Genomic DNA, 18,214 nt, shown 5'->3' with positions numbered 1-18,214 from the left:
AGAGCAAGGCATCATGAGTCGTATTGAAACCACCTTCGCGCAGCTCAAGGAAAAACAGCGCAAGGCCCTGATTCCCTACATCACCGCCGGCGACCCGGGACTGGAAGTGACGGTGCCGTTGATGCACGCCATGGTGAAAGCCGGCGCCGACGTGATCGAGCTGGGCGTGCCGTTCTCCGATCCGATGGCCGACGGCCCGGTGATCCAGAAAGCCTGTGAACGGGCCCTGGCCGCCGGCACCGGCCTGCGCGACGTGCTCGCCATGGTGCGTGAGTTCCGCCGGGGCGACGACCAGACCCCGGTGGTGCTGATGGGTTACCTCAACCCGGTGGAGATCATGGGCTACGAGCGCTTCGCCGAGACCTGCGTCGAGGTGGGCGTGGACGGCGTGCTGCTGGTGGATCTGCCGCCGGAGGAGTGCGACGAGATCGGGCCGCTGTTCAAGGAACGGGGCATCGATCTGATTTTCCTGGTGGCGCCCACCACCACCGAAGCGCGCATCGCGCGCATCGCCGAGGCGGCCAGCGGCTACCTCTACTACGTGTCCCTGAAAGGGGTCACCGGGGCCGCCAGCCTCAATGTGGAGGAAGTGGCGGCCCGCGTTGAAACAATTCGCAACCTGGCGCAATTGCCGATCGGGGTGGGCTTTGGTATCAAGGACGCGCAATCGGCGCAGGCGGTGAGTCGCGTGGCCGATGGCGTGGTGGTGGGCAGTGCCCTGGTCAACCAGGTGGCCGCCCACGCCGACGAGCCCATGGCCATCAGTCCGGCCGTGTCGGAGATTCTCGCCGACATGCGTGCCGCCATGGACAAGCTTTGATCATCTGGAAAAGGCTCGAGCGATGAGCAACAACTGGCTGGAAAAGATTCTTCCCACGGTGCGCCGTACCCAGGAAAACCGGCGCAGCAACGTCCCCGAGGGGCTGTGGCGAAAGTGCCCGCGCTGCGACAGCGCGCTGTACCGGCCGGAACTGGAACGTAATCAGGACGTGTGCCCGAAATGCGGCCACCACCTGCGCGTGGGCGCGCGCAAGCGCCTGCGCCTGTTCCTGGACGAGGGCCAGACCAGTGAGATCGGCGCCGACCTGGCGCCGGTGGATCGTCTCAAGTTCAAGGACTCCAAGAAGTACAAGGACCGCATTACCGCCGCCCAGAAGGACACTCAGGAAAAAGACGCCCTGGTGGCCATGAAGGGCAAGCTGCACGGCATGCCGCTGGTGGCGGTGGCCTTTGAATTCCGCTTCATGGGCGGTTCCATGGGCTCGGTGGTCGGCGAACGCTTCGTGCGGGCCGTGGACGTGTGCCTGGAGCAGCGCCTGCCGCTGGTGTGCTTCGCCGCCAGCGGTGGCGCGCGCATGCAGGAGGCGCTGTTCTCGCTGATGCAGATGGCCAAGACCTCGGCCGCCCTGGAGCGCCTGCGCGAGGCCGGCCTGCCGTTTATCTCGGTGCTCACCGACCCGGTGTACGGCGGCGTGTCCGCGTCCCTGGCCATGCTCGGCGACCTGAACGTGGCCGAGCCCAATGCGCTGATCGGCTTCGCCGGGCCCCGGGTAATCGAGCAGACCGTGCGCCAGAAGCTGCCGGAAGGCTTCCAGCGCAGCGAGTTCCTGCTTGAGCATGGCGCCATCGACATGATCGTGGAGCGTCAGCAACTGCGCGATACGCTGCACCGGGTGCTCGCCAACCTGACCGGCGCGCCGCTGTCGGAATCGGCGGCGGACCCGGCCTGAGCGTCCCCCGTGAACCCGACCCCATGAACACCTCCCGGCTCGACGCCTGGCTCGCCCGCATCGAGCGTCTCCACCCCAGCGAGATCGAGCTGGGGCTGGAGCGCCTGCGCGCGGTGGCCGCCCGTCTGGGCGTGGAGCGCCTGCCGATGCCGGTGATCACCGTGGCCGGCACCAACGGCAAGGGCTCGGTGGTGGCGCTGACCCAGGCCCTGGCGGAAGCCGCCGGCCTGGGCGTGTGCGTCTATACCTCCCCCCATCTGCAACGCTTCAACGAGCGCATCCGCCTGCCCGACGGGCCGGTGGACGACGACGCCCTGTGCGCCGCCTTCGAGGCGGTGGACGCCGCCCGGGGCGACACGCCGCTGACCTATTTCGAATTCACCACCCTGGCCGGCCTGTGGCTGTTCCGCGACAGCGGCGCCGATCTGGCGGTGCTGGAAGTGGGCCTGGGCGGACGGCTGGACGCGGTCAATCTGATCGACGCGGACGTGGCGGTGGTCACCTCCGTGGGGCTGGACCACACCGACTGGCTGGGCGACAGCCGGGAAAAGGTGGCGGTGGAAAAACTGGGCATCGGTCGCGCCGGGCGCCCGCTGGTGTACGGCGAGCTGGACGCACCGTCCAACCTGGACCAGGAAATCGAGCGCCTGGGCGTGGTGCCGTTGCGCGCCGGCCGGGAATACCGGGTGGCGGACGCCCACCTGGCGATCCGCGTGGGCGAACGCCTGCGCCGTTACCCGCTGCCGCTGCCGGCGCGGCTGGGCTCCGACAATCTGGCCACCGCCTGCCAGGCGCTGGCCGCCGCTGGCCTGGCACCGGCCGGGGACCTGCCGCATCGGGTGGCGGATACCGGCCTGGTGGGACGCTGCCAGGTACGCCGCTATCTGGGCGCCCAATGCGTGCTCGACGTGGGCCACAATCTGGAGGCGCTGACCCGTCTCCGGGAGCGCCTGCCGCCCTGCGCCGGCCGCCGCCGTATCGTCATCGGCATGATGGCCGACAAGCCGGTGGAAGCGGCGGTGGCGTTGCTGGCCGAACGGCCGGCGGACTGGTACCTGGCGCGTCCGGATCTGCCCCGCGCGGCCAGCATCGACCGGCTGGCCGCGGCGCTGCCCGCCGACACCCCGGTGCGGCGCTGCCCATCCGTGGCCGCGGCCCTGCAATATGCGGTGGGCGACTGCGGGGCTGGCGACCAGGTGTTGATCGTGGGATCCTTCTACACCGTCGCCGAGGCGCTCGACGCCATGGACGAAGACTGCACGGATTGAACGGGGCCACCCCATGCATCTGAAAACCCGCCAACGTCTTATCGGTCTGCTGCTGTTGCTGCTGCTCGCCGCCGTGCTGGCGCCGCTGGTATTGCGTACTCCGGACCAGGTCCGCGTGGCCCTGGACATGAGCATCCCGGAGCCCCCGGCGGTGGACGAGCCGGAGGTGGCGCCGGTGATCGGTGAGCAGGAAACCGCCGATACCGACCGCCAGATCGACGAGGAGCGCCAGGCGGTGGCCGACGCCGGCGACCGGCGGCTGGAGACGGCGCCGGACACCGCGCCGGCTCCGCCGGGCGACGGGGACGGGCAGGGCGCCGATCCGGACGCCGGAGAGAGCGGGGCGGCCCCGGCGGCTTCCGCTCAGCCCGATCCGGCCCCCGCTGAACCGGCGCCGACCGTGGCGGAAACCAGCCAAGCCGATGAAGCCGGCGCCGCCGAGGACGGGCCGGCGCCGGGCTTCACCGTGCAGGTGGCCAGCTTCAGCGACGGGGCCAACGCCGAGGCGCTGGTCAAACGGCTGCGCGACGGCGGCTACAACGCCTACCATCGCACCGTGCGTCAGGACAACAACACCTGGGAACGGGTGTTCGTGGGGCCGGAAATCCGGCGCGCCGACGCCGATGCACTGCGTCAGCGCCTCGCCGACGACAAGACCTTCGCCCTGGATGGTCTGGTCCGGCCATTTGTGCCCTGAAACGCTCCCACAAAGCCCTGGGACGGGTCCGGCCGCTCTGGTAGACTTTGCCGCCTGTTCCAACCACGCGCGTGTTCATGAATCTGGCAGACGGCATCATTCTGTTCATCATCGCCGTATCGGCACTGCTCAGTGTGCGACGCGGTTTTACGCGCGAAGCGTTTTCCCTGCTGACCTGGGTCGCGGCCTTCGTGGTGGCGCGCCTGTTCAGCCCGGCCCTGACGGTGCTTCTGGCCGATTCCATCGACACACCCAGCCTGCGCCTGGCGGTGGCGTTCGGCGTGCTCTTCGCGATCACCCTGGTGGTGGGTGCTCTGATCAATCATTTGCTCGGCGAGCTGATCCGTGTCACCGGTCTGAGTGGCACCGATCGTCTGCTGGGCATGGTATTCGGCGCCCTGCGGGGCGCGCTGGTGGTGATTGTTTTGGTGGCCCTGGGCCACCATCTGTTCGCCCAGGATGTCTGGTGGCAACAGTCGATGCTGGTCCCGCATTTCGCCATGCTGGAGGACTGGACGCGGCGCGTCGCCGGGGATCTGATCGCTTATCTCATGAACGTCAGCGGAAGCTAAACTCTCACTTAGCGAAGCAAGCTAGAGGATACGCAAAATGTGCGGCATTGTTGGCATTGTCGGCCACTCCTACGTGAACCAGGCGATCTATGACGCCCTCACGGTTCTGCAGCATCGCGGCCAGGATGCCGCCGGCATCGTCACCTGCGACGGCGACCGCCTGTTCCTGCGCAAGGACAACGGCATGGTGCGGGACGTGTTCCGCAATCGCCACATGCGGCGACTGGTGGGCAACATGGGCATCGGCCATGTGCGCTATCCCACCGCCGGCAGTTCCAGCTCGGCGGAGGCGCAGCCGTTCTACGTCAACTCGCCGTACGGCATCACCCTGGCGCACAACGGCAACCTGACCAACTCCGAGGCGCTGGCCGAGCATCTGTACCGCTCGGACCTGCGTCATATCAACACCACCTCGGACTCCGAGGTGCTGCTGAACGTGTTCGCCCATGAGCTGCACGAACGCGGCAAGGGCAAGCTGCGCCCGGAGCCGGACGACATCTTCGACGCGGTGGCGGCGGTACATCGTCGCGCCGAGGGCGCCTACGCGGTGGTGGCGATGATCACCGGCTACGGCATCCTGGCGTTCCGTGACCCGCGCGGCATCCGCCCGGTGTGCTTCGGCCGCAAGGACACCGAGCACGGCCCCGAGTACATGGTGTCCTCGGAATCGGTGGCGCTGTCGTCGCTGGGTTTTCATCTCGAGCGTGACCTGGCCCCCGGCGAAGCGATTTACATCACCGACGGCGGCGAGGTGCACACCCGCCAGTGCTACGACCAGCCGGAACTGAACCCCTGCATCTTCGAGCAGGTCTACCTGGCGCGGCCGGATTCCATCATCGACGACATCTCCGTCTATAAGGCGCGCCTGCGCATGGGCGAGAAGCTGGCCGAGAAAGTCGAGCGCGAATGGCCGGACCACGACATCGACGTGGTGATCCCGATTCCGGACACCAGCCGTACCTCGGCGCTGCAAATGGCCAATCGCCTCAACCTGAAATACCGCGAAGGCTTTATCAAGAACCGCTACATCGGCCGCACCTTCATCATGCCCGGCCAGCAACAGCGGCGGAAATCCGTGCGCCAGAAGCTGAACGCCATCGAACTGGAATTCTCCGGCAAGAACGTGCTGCTGGTGGACGACTCCATCGTGCGCGGCACCACCTGCCACGAGATCATTCAGATGGCCCGCGAGGCCGGCGCCCGCAAGGTGTACTTCGCGTCCGCCGCGCCGGCGGTGAAATTCCCCAACGTTTATGGCATCGACATGCCCGCCGCCAGCGAGCTGATCGCCCACGGCCGCACCACCGAGGAAGTGTGCCAGCTGATCGGCGCCGACAAGCTGGTCTACCAGGATCTGGACGATCTGGTCAGCGCCTGCCAGGAGGGCAATCCGGAGATCCGCGAGTTTGATTGCTCGGTGTTTAACGGCCACTATCTGGCCGGTAACATCGATCAGGATTACCTGGACGACCTGGAGGCCCGGCGCAGTGACGGCGCCAAGAAAAACCGGGAAAAAACCCGCGCCCTGGCCGACAACGAAGTCATCGATCTGCACAACTCCAACTGAGTCTGAATAGTCCACCCGTACCGAGAAGGCAATGAGCGAGAAACCGGATCCGAACGATTTTCATACCGACACCCTGGCCATCCGTTGGGCGCAACTGCGCACCGACGAGATGTCGCACTCGGATCCGATTTTTCTCACCTCCAGCTTCGTGTACGACAGCGCCGCCCAGGCCGCCGCCCGGTTCGCCGGCGACGAGCCCGGCAATGTCTACTCGCGCTTCACCAACCCCACGGTGCGCGCCTTCGAGGAACGGCTGGCGGCCATGGAGGGCGGTGAACAGTGCCAGGCCCTGGCCTCCGGCATGGCGGCCATCAGCAGCACCTTTTTCGCGCTGCTGGCGCCCGGCGATCATGTGGTCAGCTCGCGCAGCGTGTTCGGCACCACCAACGTGATCTACAACCGCTACCTGAAGAAGTTCAACATCGACACCACCCTGGTGGACCTGGACGATCTGGACCAGTGGCGGGCGGCGATCCGTCCGGAAACCAAGATGCTGTTTCTGGAAACCCCGTCCAATCCGCTCTCCGAGGTGGGCGACATCGAGGCGCTGGCCCGGCTGGCCCACGACAACGGCGCGCTGCTGGTGGTGGACAACTGCTTCTGCACGCCGGCGCTGCAGAAGCCGATCGCCCTGGGCGCCGACCTGGTGATCCACAGCGCCACCAAATACATCGACGGCCAGGGCCGCTGCCTGGGCGGCGCGGTGGTGGGACCGGCGGAGCTGGTCAAGGAAGTGCACGGTTTCGTGCGTTCCGCCGGCCCCAGCCTCAGCCCGTTCAACGCCTGGGTGTTTCTCAAGGGTCTGGAGACCCTGGGCCTGCGCATGAAGGCGCACTCCGCCAACACCCTGGAACTGGCGCGCTGGCTGGAACAGCAGCCGGGCATCGCCAAGGTCCATTACGCCGGCCTGGAAAGTCACCCGCAGCACGCCCTGGCGGCCCGCCAGCAAAGCGGTTTCGGCGCGGTGCTGGCGATCGAGGTGGAAGACAGCGACGGCCGCGCCGACCGCCAGGCCGCCTGGCGCTTTATCGACGGCACCGAACTGCTGTCGATCACCGCCAACCTGGGTGACGTGAAATCCACCATTACCCATCCCGGGTCCACCACCCATGGCCGCGTGGACGCGGACGAGAAAAAGCGGGCCGGCATCACCGACAACCTGATCCGTATCGCGGTAGGCTTGGAAGACGTGGACGATCTCAAACGGGATCTGACGCGGGGGATCAAGGCGCTCGGCTTTTAGGGAACAGCTTCAAGCGGCAAGCAACAAGCTACAAGCTCAAACCCTGCCGGCTTGTGGCTTGCAGCTTGCAGCTTGCAGCTCATAAGGGGGTTTATGCAGGCGTTGGACAAAGCGCTGGCCCAGGTGGGCAGCGTGGTGCTGGGGAAGCCGGAACAACTGAAACTGGCCTTGGCCTGCCTGCTCGCCGGCGGGCATTTGCTGATCGAGGACCTGCCCGGCATGGGCAAGACCACCCTGGCCCATGCCCTGGCCCGGGTGTTCCGGCTGGACTACCGCCGGGTCCAGTTCACCAGCGACATGCTGCCCGCCGACATTCTGGGTGTTTCCCTGTTCGATCCGGAATCCGGCCAGTTCAGCCTGCGCGAGGGCCCGGTATTCAGTCAGCTGCTGCTGGCCGATGAAATCAACCGCGCCACGCCGAAAACCCAGGGCGCGCTGCTGGAGGCCATGGAAGAACGGCAGGTCACCCTGGACGGCCTGACCCGGCCGCTGCCGTCGCCGTTCTTCGTGGTGGCCACCCAGAACCCGGTGACCCAGGCCGGCACCTTCGTGTTGCCGGAATCCCAGTTGGACCGTTTCCTGATGCGCATCTCCCTGGGCTACCCGGCCCCGGAGGTGGAACTGCAACTGCTGGCCGGCGGCGACCTGCGCGAGGCGGTGCGCGAACTGCGCCCGGTGATCGCGCCCGCCGGTCTGGTCAAGCTGGTGGCCCATGTGGGCAAGGTACGCGCCAGCCGCGACCTGCTCGACTATGTGCAGCGCCTGCTGGAAGCCACCCGCGCCGATGACCGCTTCAGCGCCGGTCTGTCCCCCCGGGCCGGTCTCGGCCTGCTGCGCGCCGCCCGCGCCTGGGCGCTGATCCACAACCGCGACTATGTGCTGCCCGAGGACGTGCAGGCGGTGTGGCCCTCGGTGGCGGAGCATCGCCTGCAGGCCCGCGAGGGCGGCCAGGTGGCGGCGCTCACCCAGTCCCTGTTACAGACCGTGCCGGTGGTGCGCGGCTAGCCTGGCGATGGAGGAGGGGGCATGGTCCGTGACGCCTGGCAACGCTGGCTCGACCGACGGCTGCCCCGGGCCCGCCAGGTGCGGCTCGACCAGCGGCGCATCTTTATCCTGCCCACCGGCTACGGCTATCTCTATCTGCTGATTGCCGTGCTGCTGTTTTTCGGCGGCATCAATTACGAGAACAACCTGATTCTCGGCCTCTGCTTTCTGATGATCGGCCTGTTCGTGGTCGCCATCCTGCATACCTATCGCAATTTGTCCGGGCTGATTCTGCGCGCCGGCGGTGGCCGCTCCGGCTTCGTCGGCGGGCAGGGCAGTCTGGAGGTGGTGTTGATCGCGCGCCGTCGCGGACACCGGGCCCTGTGGCTGCGCTGGCTGGAGCAGCCGGCCCAGGAAGCCAGCGTGGAGGGCGGCGAGGAACTGGGCCTGTGGCTGAACCTGCCCCTGACCCGGCGCGGTGCCCTGCGCCCGCCGAGGCTGCGGGTGGAAAGCCGCTACCCCCTGGGCCTGCTGCGCGCCTGGTCCCTGGTGGCCCTGGATCAGGAATGCCTGGGCTGGCCGCGCCCCCAGGAAAGCCGCGACTGCCCGGCGCTTGGCGGCGACCGGGAGCGCCGCGCGGCGCCCACCGGCCAGAGCGGCAGCGAGGAATTCCGGGGGCTGCGCGGCTATGTGCCCGGCGATGCCCTGACCCAGGTGGACTGGAAAGGGTTCGCCCGGGGCCGCGGCCTCAACGTCAAGCTGTTCGAGGAGCCGGCCAGTGGCCGCCTGTGGCTGCACTACGATCTGTTGGATGGGCTGCCGGAGGAGCAGCGCCTGTCGATCCTGTGCTACTGGGTATTGCGCCTGAGCGACGGGAACCGGCCGTTCGCCCTGACCCTGCCCGGCGCCACCCTGGCGCCGGCCCGTGGCGGCGAGCAGCGTCAGCGTGCCCTGGATCTGCTGGCCCGGCACGGGGAGGGTGACTGATGGCACGCATCTATCAGGTGCCCAGCCATGCCCGTGGCTGGCTGACCCTGGCGATCATCGCCACCTCGCTGCCGCAGCTGGTCGACGGGCCCTGGTGGCAGAGCCTGCTGTTGTTGCTGGTGCTGGGCTGGCGCGCCCTGGTGGACCGGCAGCGGCTGCTGCTGCCCGGCCGGCTGGTGCGCCTGGCGCTGCTGCTGGCCACGGTGGCGGCCACCTGGTACAGCTTCGGCCGCTTGCACGGCCCGGAGGCCGGCACCGCGCTGATCACCGGGCTGTTCGCCCTCAAGTATCTGGAGCTGGTCGGCAAACGGGACGCCTATGTGCTGATCGTGCTGGGTTATTTCGTGTGCGCCACCATCTTGCTGTTCCACCAGGGGCCGTTGGCGGCGCTGTATGTGATCGGCTGCCTGGTGTTGCTGACCGCCAGCCTGGCCGGCATCAACTACAGCGACACCCACGCCCGGGGCCGCCAGCATCTGGGCGTGGCGGCGGTGATGGTGCTGCAGGCACTGCCGCTGGCCGCCATTCTGTTCGTGCTGGTGCCCAGGGTGTCGCCGCTGTGGAACATGCACCTGGACAGTGGCCAGGCACGCACCGGCATGAGCGACAGCATGTCGCCGGGCCAGGTCAGCCGCCTGACCGAATCCGCCGAGCTGGCCTTCCGCGTACAGTTCGACGGACCGGCGCCGCCGCCTTCCCAGCGCTACTGGCGCGGCCTCACCTACAGCTATTTCGACGGCACCACCTGGCGCCAGGCCCGGCCCCCGGGCTGGAGCGAACGGGATACCCTCTACCACGGCCGGGGGCCGGCACCGGACTGGTACCGGGCCCTGCGCGCCGCCGATCAGGGCCCGGCCTGGCGTTATCGGGTGATCATGGCACCCAGCCAGCAGCGCTGGTTGTACGCCCTGGCGGTGCCGTTCACCGATCTGGACGGGCTGGCCCTGGCCCGGGACCTGCGGCTGGTGGCGGATACGCCGGTTACCGGCAGCCTGGGTTACCGGGTGCGCAGCGTGCCCGCCGCCGGAGCCGGCGCCACCCTGGACGACGCCGAGCGCGGTCTGATGCTGAGCCTGCCGGAGCAGGGCAACGAGCGCGCCCGCGCCCTGGCGGCGGACTGGCGGCGCCGCTACGCGGATGACCGGGCGCTGGTCAACGCGGCCCTGGGCTACTTCCGCGAGCAGCCCTTTTTCTACACCCTGGAGCCGCCGCCGATCACCGGCGACACGGTGGACCGGTTTCTGTTCGACACCCGGCGCGGCTTCTGCGAGCACTACGCCTCCAGTTTCACCTTCCTGATGCGCGCCGCCGGCATCCCGGCCCGGGTGGTGGCCGGCTACCAGGGCGGCGAGCCCAACGGCGATTACCTGCAGGTGCGCCAGTACGACGCCCACGCCTGGAGCGAAGTCTGGCTGGCGGGGCGGTGGGTGCGCGTGGACCCCACCGGCGCGGTAGCCCCGGACCGCATCGAGCTGGGCCTGCGTCAGGCCATGCGCAACCGATCCGCCGAGCAGGGCGACGGAGAGGGCGCTGCCTTTGGTCGGTTGCCCCTGCTGTTCCAGCTCCAGCAATGGGCCGATTACGTGGATTTCAACTGGCAGAAGTGGGTGCTCGGCTATCGGCAGGAACAACAACGGGACCTGCTGGAACGGCTGCTCGGCGCGGCCACGCCCACGCGCATCGCGCTGGCGTTGCTGGGGGCGGTGCTGCTGGTCACCGGCCTGCTGGCGCTGCTGGTGCTCAACCGCCGCCGGGACCTGCCGGCGCGCCCCCTGGAACAGGAATTCCGGCGCCTGCGCCAGGCGTTGGGCCGGCGTGGTCTGGCGCTGCCCGAGGCGGTGTCCGCCGCCGGCCTGGAAAACGCGGTGGTGCGCCGCTGGCCCGCCGCCACCGCCGCCGCCGGCCATTGGCGCCGCTATTTCGAACATCTCGCCTACCGCCAGGACGGCGACCCGCCCCGCGCGGAGCGCCTGCAGCTGGCGCGCCGCCGCCGGGCCCTGATCCGCGCCCTGCGCGGCTGACCCGCGCGGTCGCTTTCCGCACTGGCCGCCTTGAAAAGCCCTCGCTAGCATGGAGTCACAATAAATTCACGCTAGGGAGAAGGATTATGGGGGTCGCACGCTACAAGGAAGCCCTGACGCTGACCGGGCACCCGACCTGGGCGCAACGCTTCTGGGACGCGCTGGTGCCGCTCAAGGATCGGGTCGTCGACCATCCGCTGTTCCTGGAAATGGGCGAGGGCACCCTGTCCCTGGAATGTTTCCGCGACGCGCTGCTGCACTTCTACCCGCTGGTGGAAAACTTCCCCAAATACATGGGGCTGGCGCTGGCCAAGACCCGGGCCGGGCAAGCGGGGCATGAAGAAACGCGCAATTGGCTGATCGGCAATATCAAGATCGAGCAGCGTCACGCCTATTGGTACCAGGACTGGGCCGCCGGGTTCGGGCTGAGTCTGGAACGCCTGGAAAGCACCACGCCGCCGCCGGCCATGGACGCGGTCAATCAATATCTGTGGGCCACCGGGCACCAGGGCACCCTGGAAGAAAGCATCGCCGCCACCAACCTGGCTATCGAATGGGCCACCGGCGAGTGGAGCCAGCGGGTGGTGGCCGGCGTCAAACACTACGCGGAGCAGGGCCGCGCCGAGATCAACCGGCACACCATGGCCTGGCTGCGTGCCCACGCCAGCTACGACGACGCCCATCCCCACGAGGCCATGGAACTGATCAAGCGGCTGGCGGTAAACGAGCCGGCGCGCCAGCGCGCCTTCGAGGCGGCGGCGCGCGGGCTGGAGTACTACCTGCTGGCGCTGGACGATTGCTATCGAAATGGTGGCGACCGTCCTTACCCTTTGCATGAAATAAAATACATTCCCGTGAAATAAAAATACCAAAAGCACTGGACCGATGATTTTCACGAAGCTATTTTTCGCGGAGAGGGGGAATGAGAACTCCTTCACGTTTATTTCATTAAAATAAGGGTTGCTCGACTTCAGATTTATGGATACCGGCCCCACGCAGGAGGCGTCGCGCCTGGCCACGCTCAACGATTACGGAGTGCTCGGCTCGCCGCCGGAAAAGGAGTTTGACCGCATCGTCGCCCTGGCCGCCGCCTTCTTTGAGGTGCCGGTGGCCCTGGTCGGGTTTACCGGTGCGGATCAACATATCTTCATGGCCCGCCAGGGCTTTGAACCCTGCTACGTGGAAAAAGCCCTGTCGTTCTGCGCCGACACCGTGGCCCGCGGTGAGCTGCTGGAGGTGCCGGACACCCTGGTCGACCCGGTCTACCGGGACCATCCCCTGGTGCGGGCCACGCCGTCCATCCGCTTCTATGCCGGCGCGCCGCTGATCACACCGGACGGCGTCGCCATCGGCGCGGTCAGCGTGGTCGATTACCGTCCCCATCCGCCGTTGACCACGGCCCAGGGCGAGGTGCTGCGGCATCTGGCTTCGATGGCCATGGATTATCTGGCCCGCCGTCGCCTGCTCGACATTCGCCGCGCGGCGCTCAAGCTGGCCTCGTCGATGCCCGATGCCATCGTCTGTACCGACCAGGATCGACGTATCACCTTCTGGAATCAGGGTGCTGAGCGGCTCACCGGCGTGGCCATGAAACAGGCCATGGGTCAGCCGTTCGCGGCGCTGTTTGGCGAGGCCCTGGACCGGGCGCTGTTCAAGCCCGGCGAGGACGGCTCGGCGCCCGCCGGCCCAATCGCCAACCGCTCCGGTTTCCTGACGTTACCGGACGGGGGCCGCTGTCCGGTGGAAGTATCGTCCACCACCTGGGCCAGCGAGTCCCACTTTCAGAGGGGCTTTGTGATTCGCGATGTATCCCAGCGGCAGAGCATGCAGAACCGTCTGCGCTATCTGCGTGACTATGACCGGCTTACCGATCTGCCCAACCGCTCGCGGTTTCTGGAACAGGCCCAGTACGCCTTGGACCGGGACCAGCCGGTGACCGTTTTGAAGATCGGTTTGGGCAATTTCAAGGCGATCAACTCCTCACTGGGTATGGCGGTGGGCGACGCGGTGCTGCGCGAGGCGGCGCGTCGCGTGTCGGACGCGGTGCCGCCGGGCAGCCTGGTGGCGCGGCTGTCCGGCGACGAGTACGGGGTATTGCTGGAGGGCGACACCGGCACGGACGCGGCGGCGCTCTGCGACACCATCCTCAAACAACTCAGCGCGCCGTACCGGGTGCGCGGGTTTGAATGCCACCTGTCCGCGTGCGCGGGGATGGCGTCCAGTGCTGGCGGCAACGACGCGCCGGACTGCCACGATCTGCTCAAGCGCGCGTTGCTGGCGCTGCAGGCGGCCAAGCAGGAGGGCGGCAGCCGGGCGTTGTGGTTCAGCGAGGACCTGGGCGACCGCGCCGAACAACGCCATCGGATTGAACACGAACTGCGACGGGGCTTCGGCGACGATCATTTCGCTATTTATTTTCAGCCGCAGGTGTCGTTGTCCAGCGGCCGCGTGATCGGTGCCGAGGCGTTGTTGCGCTGGCGCCATCCGCAGCGCGGGCTGCTCACGCCGGGCTCCTTCATCGAAGTCCTGGAGGCCAGCGACTTCGCGCTGCGGGTGGGTGACTGGATTCTGGAAACCGGCTGCGCCTTCGCCGCCGAACAGCGGGCCCGCCATGCGGATTTTCGCATCGGCATCAACCTGTTCGCCTGCCAGCTGCGCGATGCCGATCTGGTGGAGAAGGTGGCGGCCCTGCTGGCGCGCTTCGGTCTGCCGGCGGCGGCGCTGGAACTGGAGATCACCGAGACCACCATCCTGGAGGCCGATGAGGAGGTACTGGACGCCCTGTTCCGGCTCCGGGATCTGGGCGTGCGTATCGCCTTCGACGATTACGGCACCGGCTACGCCTCCCTCAGCCTGCTGAAGAAATACCCGCTCACCCGCCTGAAGATCGACCGCCAATTCGTCACCGGGCTGGTCTCCAACCGCGATGACCTGGCCATCGTCAAGGCCATCATCGGCCTTGGCCAGAGCCTGGATCTGGAAGTGATCGCCGAGGGCATCGAGAACGAAGAGCAGGCCCTGCTGCTGCTGCAGCTTGGCTGCACCGAGGGGCAGGGGTACTGGTTCAGCAAGGCCCTGGCCCGGGAAGCGTTTCCCGCCTGAGCCCGCCGCCATTCCCCCTCGGCCGCGGGCGCTGGCCCGGGCTTTCCTTTACCCTTGGCGTTTTGTTGCCACGGTGCCTGTGCCATGTCCAAAACGGTCTCCCCTGAATTGCCGGTGGAAGCGGTGCTGCCGGTGCTGTTGCGTTGTCTGGCGGAGCAGGGCGGGGCGGTGTTGGAGGCGCCGCCGGGGGCCGGCAAGTCCACCCGGGTGCCGCTGGCATTGCTGGACGCCCCCTGGCGCGGTGACGGCCGGGTGCTGGTGCTGGAGCCGCGCCGGGTGGCGGCGCGGGCGGTGGCCACCTTCATGGCGCGCCAGCAGGGCGAGGCACCGGGCGGCCTGGTCGGTTACCGCACCCGGGCGGATTCGCGGGTCAGCGCCGCCACCCGGGTGGAGGTGGTCACCGAAGGGGTGCTGACCCGGCTGTTGCTGGACGACCCCTCCCTGGAAGGCTACGCGGCGGTGGTGTTCGACGAATTCCACGAGCGCTCCCTGCAGGCGGACCTGGGCCTGGCGCTGGTGCAGGAGGTACGCGGCGCCCTGCGCGAGGACCTGCGCCTGCTGGTGATGTCCGCCACCCTGGCGGTGGGGCCCCTGGCGGAGGGGCTGGGTCTGCCGGTGGTGCGCAGTGAGGGGCGCACGTTCCCGGTCACCATCGACCAGGTGCCGCCGCCCCGGGACGTGGATCCCTTGGACCATTGCGCCCGCCAGGTGGCGGCGGTGGCCGGGCAGGGCACCACCCTGGTGTTCCTGCCCGGCGTCCGCGAGATCGAGCGGGTGCGCGACCGGCTGGCCGGCGGCCCGCCGGTCAGCGTGTTGCACGGTCGCCTGGACGGTGACGCCCAGGCGGCGGTACTGGATGACGGCGGCGGCGCGCCCCGGGTGGTGCTGGCCACCAACGTGGCCGAGACCAGTGTCACCATCGGCGGCGTCACCACGGTGGTGGACAGCGGTCTGGAACGGCGTCCGGAATACGACCCCCGTCGCCACCGCAGCCGGCTGGTGACGCGCCGCATCAGCCAGGCCAACGCCGACCAGCGCGCCGGCCGGGCCGGGCGTCTGGGGCCGGGCCGCTGCCTGCGGCTGTGGGCCAGGGAAGAGGTGCTGGCCCGCCATATCGAGCCGGAAATCCACCAGACCGCCCTGGACGGCCTGGTGCTGGATCTGGCGCGCTGGGGCTGCCGCGACCCCGCCGACCTGTTCTGGCTGGACCCGCCCCCGGAGGGCCCCTGGCGGGCCGCCCGCACACGACTGATCGGTGCCGGCGCCCTGGACCGGGACGGCGGCATCACCGAGCTGGGCCGGCGTCTCAATGGCCTGCCGCTGCCGCCGGATCTGGGCGCCCTGGTGCTGGCCGGCCGCGACCGTGGCCGGGCCCGCTCCACCGCCGCCCTGGCGGTGCTGCTCAACGAGCGGGCCCCGGGCCTGGACCGGGAGCCGGACCTGGCCCGCCGGCTGCGGCGCTTTCTGGATGACCCGGGCCGCTGGCCGGCGTTGCGGCGGGAGTGGCGGCGGCTGGCCGGCGAACGCCCGGACCGGGCGGACGGCGACCCCCTGGACGAGGTACTGGCGGATACCTTTCCGGAGCGGCTGGCACGGCGCCGGAGCCCGGAGGACCACCGCTATCAGCTGGCCGACGGCGGCGGCGCCCGGCTGGCCCCCGGGGAACCGCTGGCGGCCCGGGAATGGCTGCTGATTCTGGACACCGACGGCCACAGCCGGGACGGACGGGTGCGGCTGGCCTGGCCCCTGGACGACGCCGCCGTGGCGCGGATACTGGCGCGCCGCGCCGAAGACCGGGATCAGGTCCATTGGGACCCGGAGCGGGACCGGGTGGTGGCCGAACGGGTGCGCGCGGTGGGCGCCCTGGTGCTGTCCCGGCAGCCGCTGGCGCGGCCGTCCCCGGCGCTGTTGGAGGAAGGGCTGCTGGCGGCGGTGCGCGCCCAGGGGCTTGGTCTGTTGCCCTGGGACGAGCCTGCCCGGCAACTGCGCGCCCGGGCCAGCTGGATGCACCGGCTGGCCCCGGCGGAGTGGCCGGCCATGGACGACGACGCCCTGCTGGCCGATCTGGCCGACTGGCTGGCCCCGTTCCTGGCCGGCCGCCGCACCCGCCGGGACCTGCAAACGCTGCCCCTGGCGGAAGCCCTGGCCCTGCGCCTGGGCGATCAGAGACGGCGGGCCCTGGACGCGGCCCTGCCGGCCCGCTGGACGGTGGCGTCGGGCCGCGCGGTGGCCATCAACTACCGGGCCGAGGGCGGCCCCCGGCTGGCGGTCAAGCTGCAGGAATGCTTCGGCATGGAGGCGCTGCCGGCGCTGGCCGAAGGGCGCTTGCCGCTGACCGCGGAGCTGCTTACCCCGGCGGGCCGGCCAGCGGCCATCACCGGCGATCTGGGCCGCTTCTGGCGGGAGGGCTACGCGGCGGTGCGCAAGGACCTGCGCGGCCGCTACCCCAAGCACCCCTGGCCGGAGGACCCGCTCAATGCCGAGGCCACCGGCAAGACCAAGCGGGCGCTGCGCGACCGCCCTTAACAGAACAGCCCTTTCCAAGCCCGGGCCGCTCTGCTATCAATAGCCGCTTTTGTCGGGAGCGATTTATGAAATACAGTTCCATTGTCGAGGCGGCCGCCGGCACCTCGATGACCGTGCCCGAGGGCTGGGGCCAGGGCCGCGCCACCTTTGGGGGCATCGTGGGCGCCATCCTGATCGCTCACATGGACGCCCACCTGGCCGCCGAGCAGGGCGACCAGCGGGCGCCGCTGCGCAGCTTCGCCCTGTCGTTCGTGGCCCCCATGGCGCCGGGTCCTGTTGAGCTGTCGGCGCGCACCCTGCGCGCCGGCAAGTCGGTGACCCAGGTGCAGGTCAGCGCCCATCAGGACGGCCAGGTGGTGGCGGTGATGCTGGGCAGCCTGGGCCAGCCGCGCCCGTCCTCGCTGGCGGTGGCCGGCCGCCCGGCGCCGGCCATCCGCCCGGCGGCGGACTGCGCCCCGGTGCCGTTCGTGGAGGGGCTGACGCCGGACTTCCTGCGCCATTTCGACCTGCTCTATGCCGACGACAACTACCCCTATACCGGCTCCTCGCGGCCGGACTTCCAGGGCTACATGCGCTTCGCCGAGGACGGCCAGCCCCAGGACACCGCCAGCCTGGCCTGTCTGGTGGACACCTGGCCGGCCTCGGTGATCACCATGCTGAAGAAGCCGGCGCCGATGAGTTCCCTGACCTGGACCATGGACTTTCTGGTCGATCCGGCCACGCTGCCGCCCACCCGCGACTGGCAGTACGACGTGGTCACCGATGCCTTCGCCGACGGTTACGGCCATACCCGCTCGCGGATCTGGGACGAGCAGGGCACCCCGGTGGCGTTCAGCCGCCAGACCGTGGTGGTGTTCGCCTGAGATGAGCGCGCCGCAAGGGAACCGGACCTTGCCGCCGCTGACGCCGGCGGACATTGGTCCCCGGGTGCCGCGCCGGGGCGGCGCCGGGGTGGCCTGGCTGGGTCGTTTTATCCTGCGCCGCATCGGCTGGCGGGTGGTGGGGCGTCTGCCGGATCTGCCCCGGGCGGTGATGATCGCGGCGCCGCACACCTCCAATTACGACGGCCTGGTGGGCATCGCCGCGATCCTCGGCTTGCGCCTGGACATCCGCTTCATGGCCAAGCACAGCCTGTTTCGCGGCCCCGCCGGCTGGCTGTTGCGTGCCGCCGGGGGCATCCCGGTGGATCGCCGCCGGCCCGGCGGCGTGGTGGCGGAAACCCAGCGGCTGCTGGCCGCCGGCGACCCGTTCTGGCTGGGCATTACGCCGGAGGGCACGCGCAGCGGCGCCGGGGAATGGAAAACCGGCTTCCACCGCATCGCGGTGGACCTGGGGCTGCCGATCATCGTGGTGACGTTCTGCTACCGGCGGCGCGAGGCGCGCATTCTGGAGACGTTCTGGCCCCAGGGGGATACGGAGCGGGATCTGGAGGCCATCTACGCGGCCCTGGACGATGTGACGCCTCGTCATCCGGAGCGTCTTTCGGCGCCGCTCAAACGCCGCCGCTGAGGGCTTTT

At 69.0% G+C, this 18,214-nt stretch carries 15 protein-coding genes; all 15 read left to right on the top strand.

Annotated features, from left to right (window positions below):
- Positions 1-13 precede the first annotated feature (13 nt).
- The 15 genes from trpA to ACLD0W_RS15435 all read left to right on the top strand — a co-directional run bounded on the left by trpA (position 14) and on the right by ACLD0W_RS15435 (position 18,206).
- A complete protein-coding gene (gene trpA, locus ACLD0W_RS15505; protein WP_410308390.1) occupies positions 14-820 on the top strand; it encodes a tryptophan synthase subunit alpha in 807 nt (268 codons plus the stop codon).
- A gap of 22 nt (positions 821-842) precedes the next feature.
- Positions 843-1,730: an acetyl-CoA carboxylase, carboxyltransferase subunit beta gene (accD, locus tag ACLD0W_RS15500; RefSeq protein ID WP_410308389.1), complete on the top strand. Its 888-nt coding sequence runs from the start codon at positions 843-845 to the stop codon at positions 1,728-1,730.
- Between the two features lie 23 nt (positions 1,731-1,753).
- Positions 1,754-2,998, top strand: coding sequence for a bifunctional folylpolyglutamate synthase/dihydrofolate synthase (locus ACLD0W_RS15495; RefSeq protein ID WP_410308388.1), 1,245 nt, complete (start codon positions 1,754-1,756; stop codon positions 2,996-2,998).
- A 13-nt stretch (positions 2,999-3,011) separates the two neighbouring features.
- Positions 3,012-3,695, top strand: coding sequence for an SPOR domain-containing protein (locus ACLD0W_RS15490; protein WP_410308387.1), 684 nt, complete (start codon positions 3,012-3,014; stop codon positions 3,693-3,695).
- 77 nt (positions 3,696-3,772) lie between these two features.
- A complete protein-coding gene (locus ACLD0W_RS15485; RefSeq protein WP_204427877.1) occupies positions 3,773-4,267 on the top strand; it encodes a CvpA family protein in 495 nt (164 codons plus the stop codon).
- A gap of 37 nt (positions 4,268-4,304) precedes the next feature.
- Positions 4,305-5,834 carry an amidophosphoribosyltransferase gene (purF, locus tag ACLD0W_RS15480; protein WP_410308386.1) on the top strand — a complete coding sequence of 510 codons (1,530 nt, stop codon included), beginning with the start codon at positions 4,305-4,307 and terminating at the stop codon, positions 5,832-5,834.
- Between the two features lie 31 nt (positions 5,835-5,865).
- Positions 5,866-7,077 carry an O-succinylhomoserine sulfhydrylase gene (locus ACLD0W_RS15475; protein ID WP_410308385.1) on the top strand — a complete coding sequence of 404 codons (1,212 nt, stop codon included), beginning with the start codon at positions 5,866-5,868 and terminating at the stop codon, positions 7,075-7,077.
- 93 nt (positions 7,078-7,170) lie between these two features.
- Positions 7,171-8,082, top strand: coding sequence for an AAA family ATPase (locus ACLD0W_RS15470; RefSeq protein ID WP_410308384.1), 912 nt, complete (start codon positions 7,171-7,173; stop codon positions 8,080-8,082).
- Between the two features lie 21 nt (positions 8,083-8,103).
- Entirely contained in the window at positions 8,104-9,048 is a 945-nt protein-coding gene (locus ACLD0W_RS15465; protein WP_410308383.1) for a DUF58 domain-containing protein, read from the top strand.
- Entirely contained in the window at positions 9,048-11,069 is a 2,022-nt protein-coding gene (locus ACLD0W_RS15460; RefSeq protein ID WP_410308382.1) for a transglutaminaseTgpA domain-containing protein, read from the top strand. The genes ACLD0W_RS15465 and ACLD0W_RS15460 overlap by 1 nt, the downstream gene beginning before the upstream one ends.
- Before the next feature lie 86 nt (positions 11,070-11,155).
- On the top strand, positions 11,156-11,932 hold the full coding sequence (locus tag ACLD0W_RS15455) for a TenA family transcriptional regulator (RefSeq protein ID WP_410308381.1): 777 nt from the start codon (positions 11,156-11,158) through the stop codon (positions 11,930-11,932).
- A gap of 115 nt (positions 11,933-12,047) precedes the next feature.
- The gene (locus ACLD0W_RS15450; protein WP_410308380.1) at positions 12,048-14,171 is read left to right on the top strand and encodes a putative bifunctional diguanylate cyclase/phosphodiesterase; all 2,124 of its coding nucleotides are present in this window, start codon (positions 12,048-12,050) and stop codon (positions 14,169-14,171) included.
- An 84-nt stretch (positions 14,172-14,255) separates the two neighbouring features.
- Positions 14,256-16,697: an ATP-dependent helicase HrpB gene (gene hrpB, locus ACLD0W_RS15445; protein WP_410308379.1), complete on the top strand. Its 2,442-nt coding sequence runs from the start codon at positions 14,256-14,258 to the stop codon at positions 16,695-16,697.
- A gap of 65 nt (positions 16,698-16,762) precedes the next feature.
- Positions 16,763-17,560, top strand: a complete 798-nt coding sequence (locus tag ACLD0W_RS15440; RefSeq protein ID WP_410308378.1) for a thioesterase family protein — start codon at positions 16,763-16,765, stop codon at positions 17,558-17,560.
- Between the two features lie 28 nt (positions 17,561-17,588).
- The gene (locus ACLD0W_RS15435; protein ID WP_410308377.1) at positions 17,589-18,206 is read left to right on the top strand and encodes a 1-acyl-sn-glycerol-3-phosphate acyltransferase; all 618 of its coding nucleotides are present in this window, start codon (positions 17,589-17,591) and stop codon (positions 18,204-18,206) included.
- Positions 18,207-18,214: the final 8 nt, after the last annotated feature.

It is taken from the genome of Alloalcanivorax sp. C16-1, assembly GCF_046507805.1.
GTDB lineage: Bacteria > Pseudomonadota > Gammaproteobacteria > Pseudomonadales > Alcanivoracaceae > Alloalcanivorax.
Note: the sequence above shows the minus strand (reverse complement) of the source record. Positions and strands in the feature narration are given on the sequence as shown.

Bases quoted from the DNA above. Each gene is read 5' to 3' on its own strand.
- trpA (WP_410308390.1), top strand. From the start codon at position 14: ATGAGTCGTATTGAAACCACCTTCGCGCAGCTCAAGGAAAAACAGCGC.
- accD (WP_410308389.1), top strand. From the start codon at position 843: ATGAGCAACAACTGGCTGGAAAAGATTCTTCCCACGGTGCGCCGTACC.
- ACLD0W_RS15495 (WP_410308388.1), top strand. From the start codon at position 1,754: ATGAACACCTCCCGGCTCGACGCCTGGCTCGCCCGCATCGAGCGTCTC.
- ACLD0W_RS15490 (WP_410308387.1), top strand. From the start codon at position 3,012: ATGCATCTGAAAACCCGCCAACGTCTTATCGGTCTGCTGCTGTTGCTG.
- ACLD0W_RS15485 (WP_204427877.1), top strand. From the start codon at position 3,773: ATGAATCTGGCAGACGGCATCATTCTGTTCATCATCGCCGTATCGGCA.
- purF (WP_410308386.1), top strand. From the start codon at position 4,305: ATGTGCGGCATTGTTGGCATTGTCGGCCACTCCTACGTGAACCAGGCG.
- ACLD0W_RS15475 (WP_410308385.1), top strand. From the start codon at position 5,866: ATGAGCGAGAAACCGGATCCGAACGATTTTCATACCGACACCCTGGCC.
- ACLD0W_RS15470 (WP_410308384.1), top strand. From the start codon at position 7,171: ATGCAGGCGTTGGACAAAGCGCTGGCCCAGGTGGGCAGCGTGGTGCTG.
- ACLD0W_RS15465 (WP_410308383.1), top strand. From the start codon at position 8,104: ATGGTCCGTGACGCCTGGCAACGCTGGCTCGACCGACGGCTGCCCCGG.
- ACLD0W_RS15460 (WP_410308382.1), top strand. From the start codon at position 9,048: ATGGCACGCATCTATCAGGTGCCCAGCCATGCCCGTGGCTGGCTGACC.
- ACLD0W_RS15455 (WP_410308381.1), top strand. From the start codon at position 11,156: ATGGGGGTCGCACGCTACAAGGAAGCCCTGACGCTGACCGGGCACCCG.
- ACLD0W_RS15450 (WP_410308380.1), top strand. From the start codon at position 12,048: ATGGATACCGGCCCCACGCAGGAGGCGTCGCGCCTGGCCACGCTCAAC.
- hrpB (WP_410308379.1), top strand. From the start codon at position 14,256: ATGTCCAAAACGGTCTCCCCTGAATTGCCGGTGGAAGCGGTGCTGCCG.
- ACLD0W_RS15440 (WP_410308378.1), top strand. From the start codon at position 16,763: ATGAAATACAGTTCCATTGTCGAGGCGGCCGCCGGCACCTCGATGACC.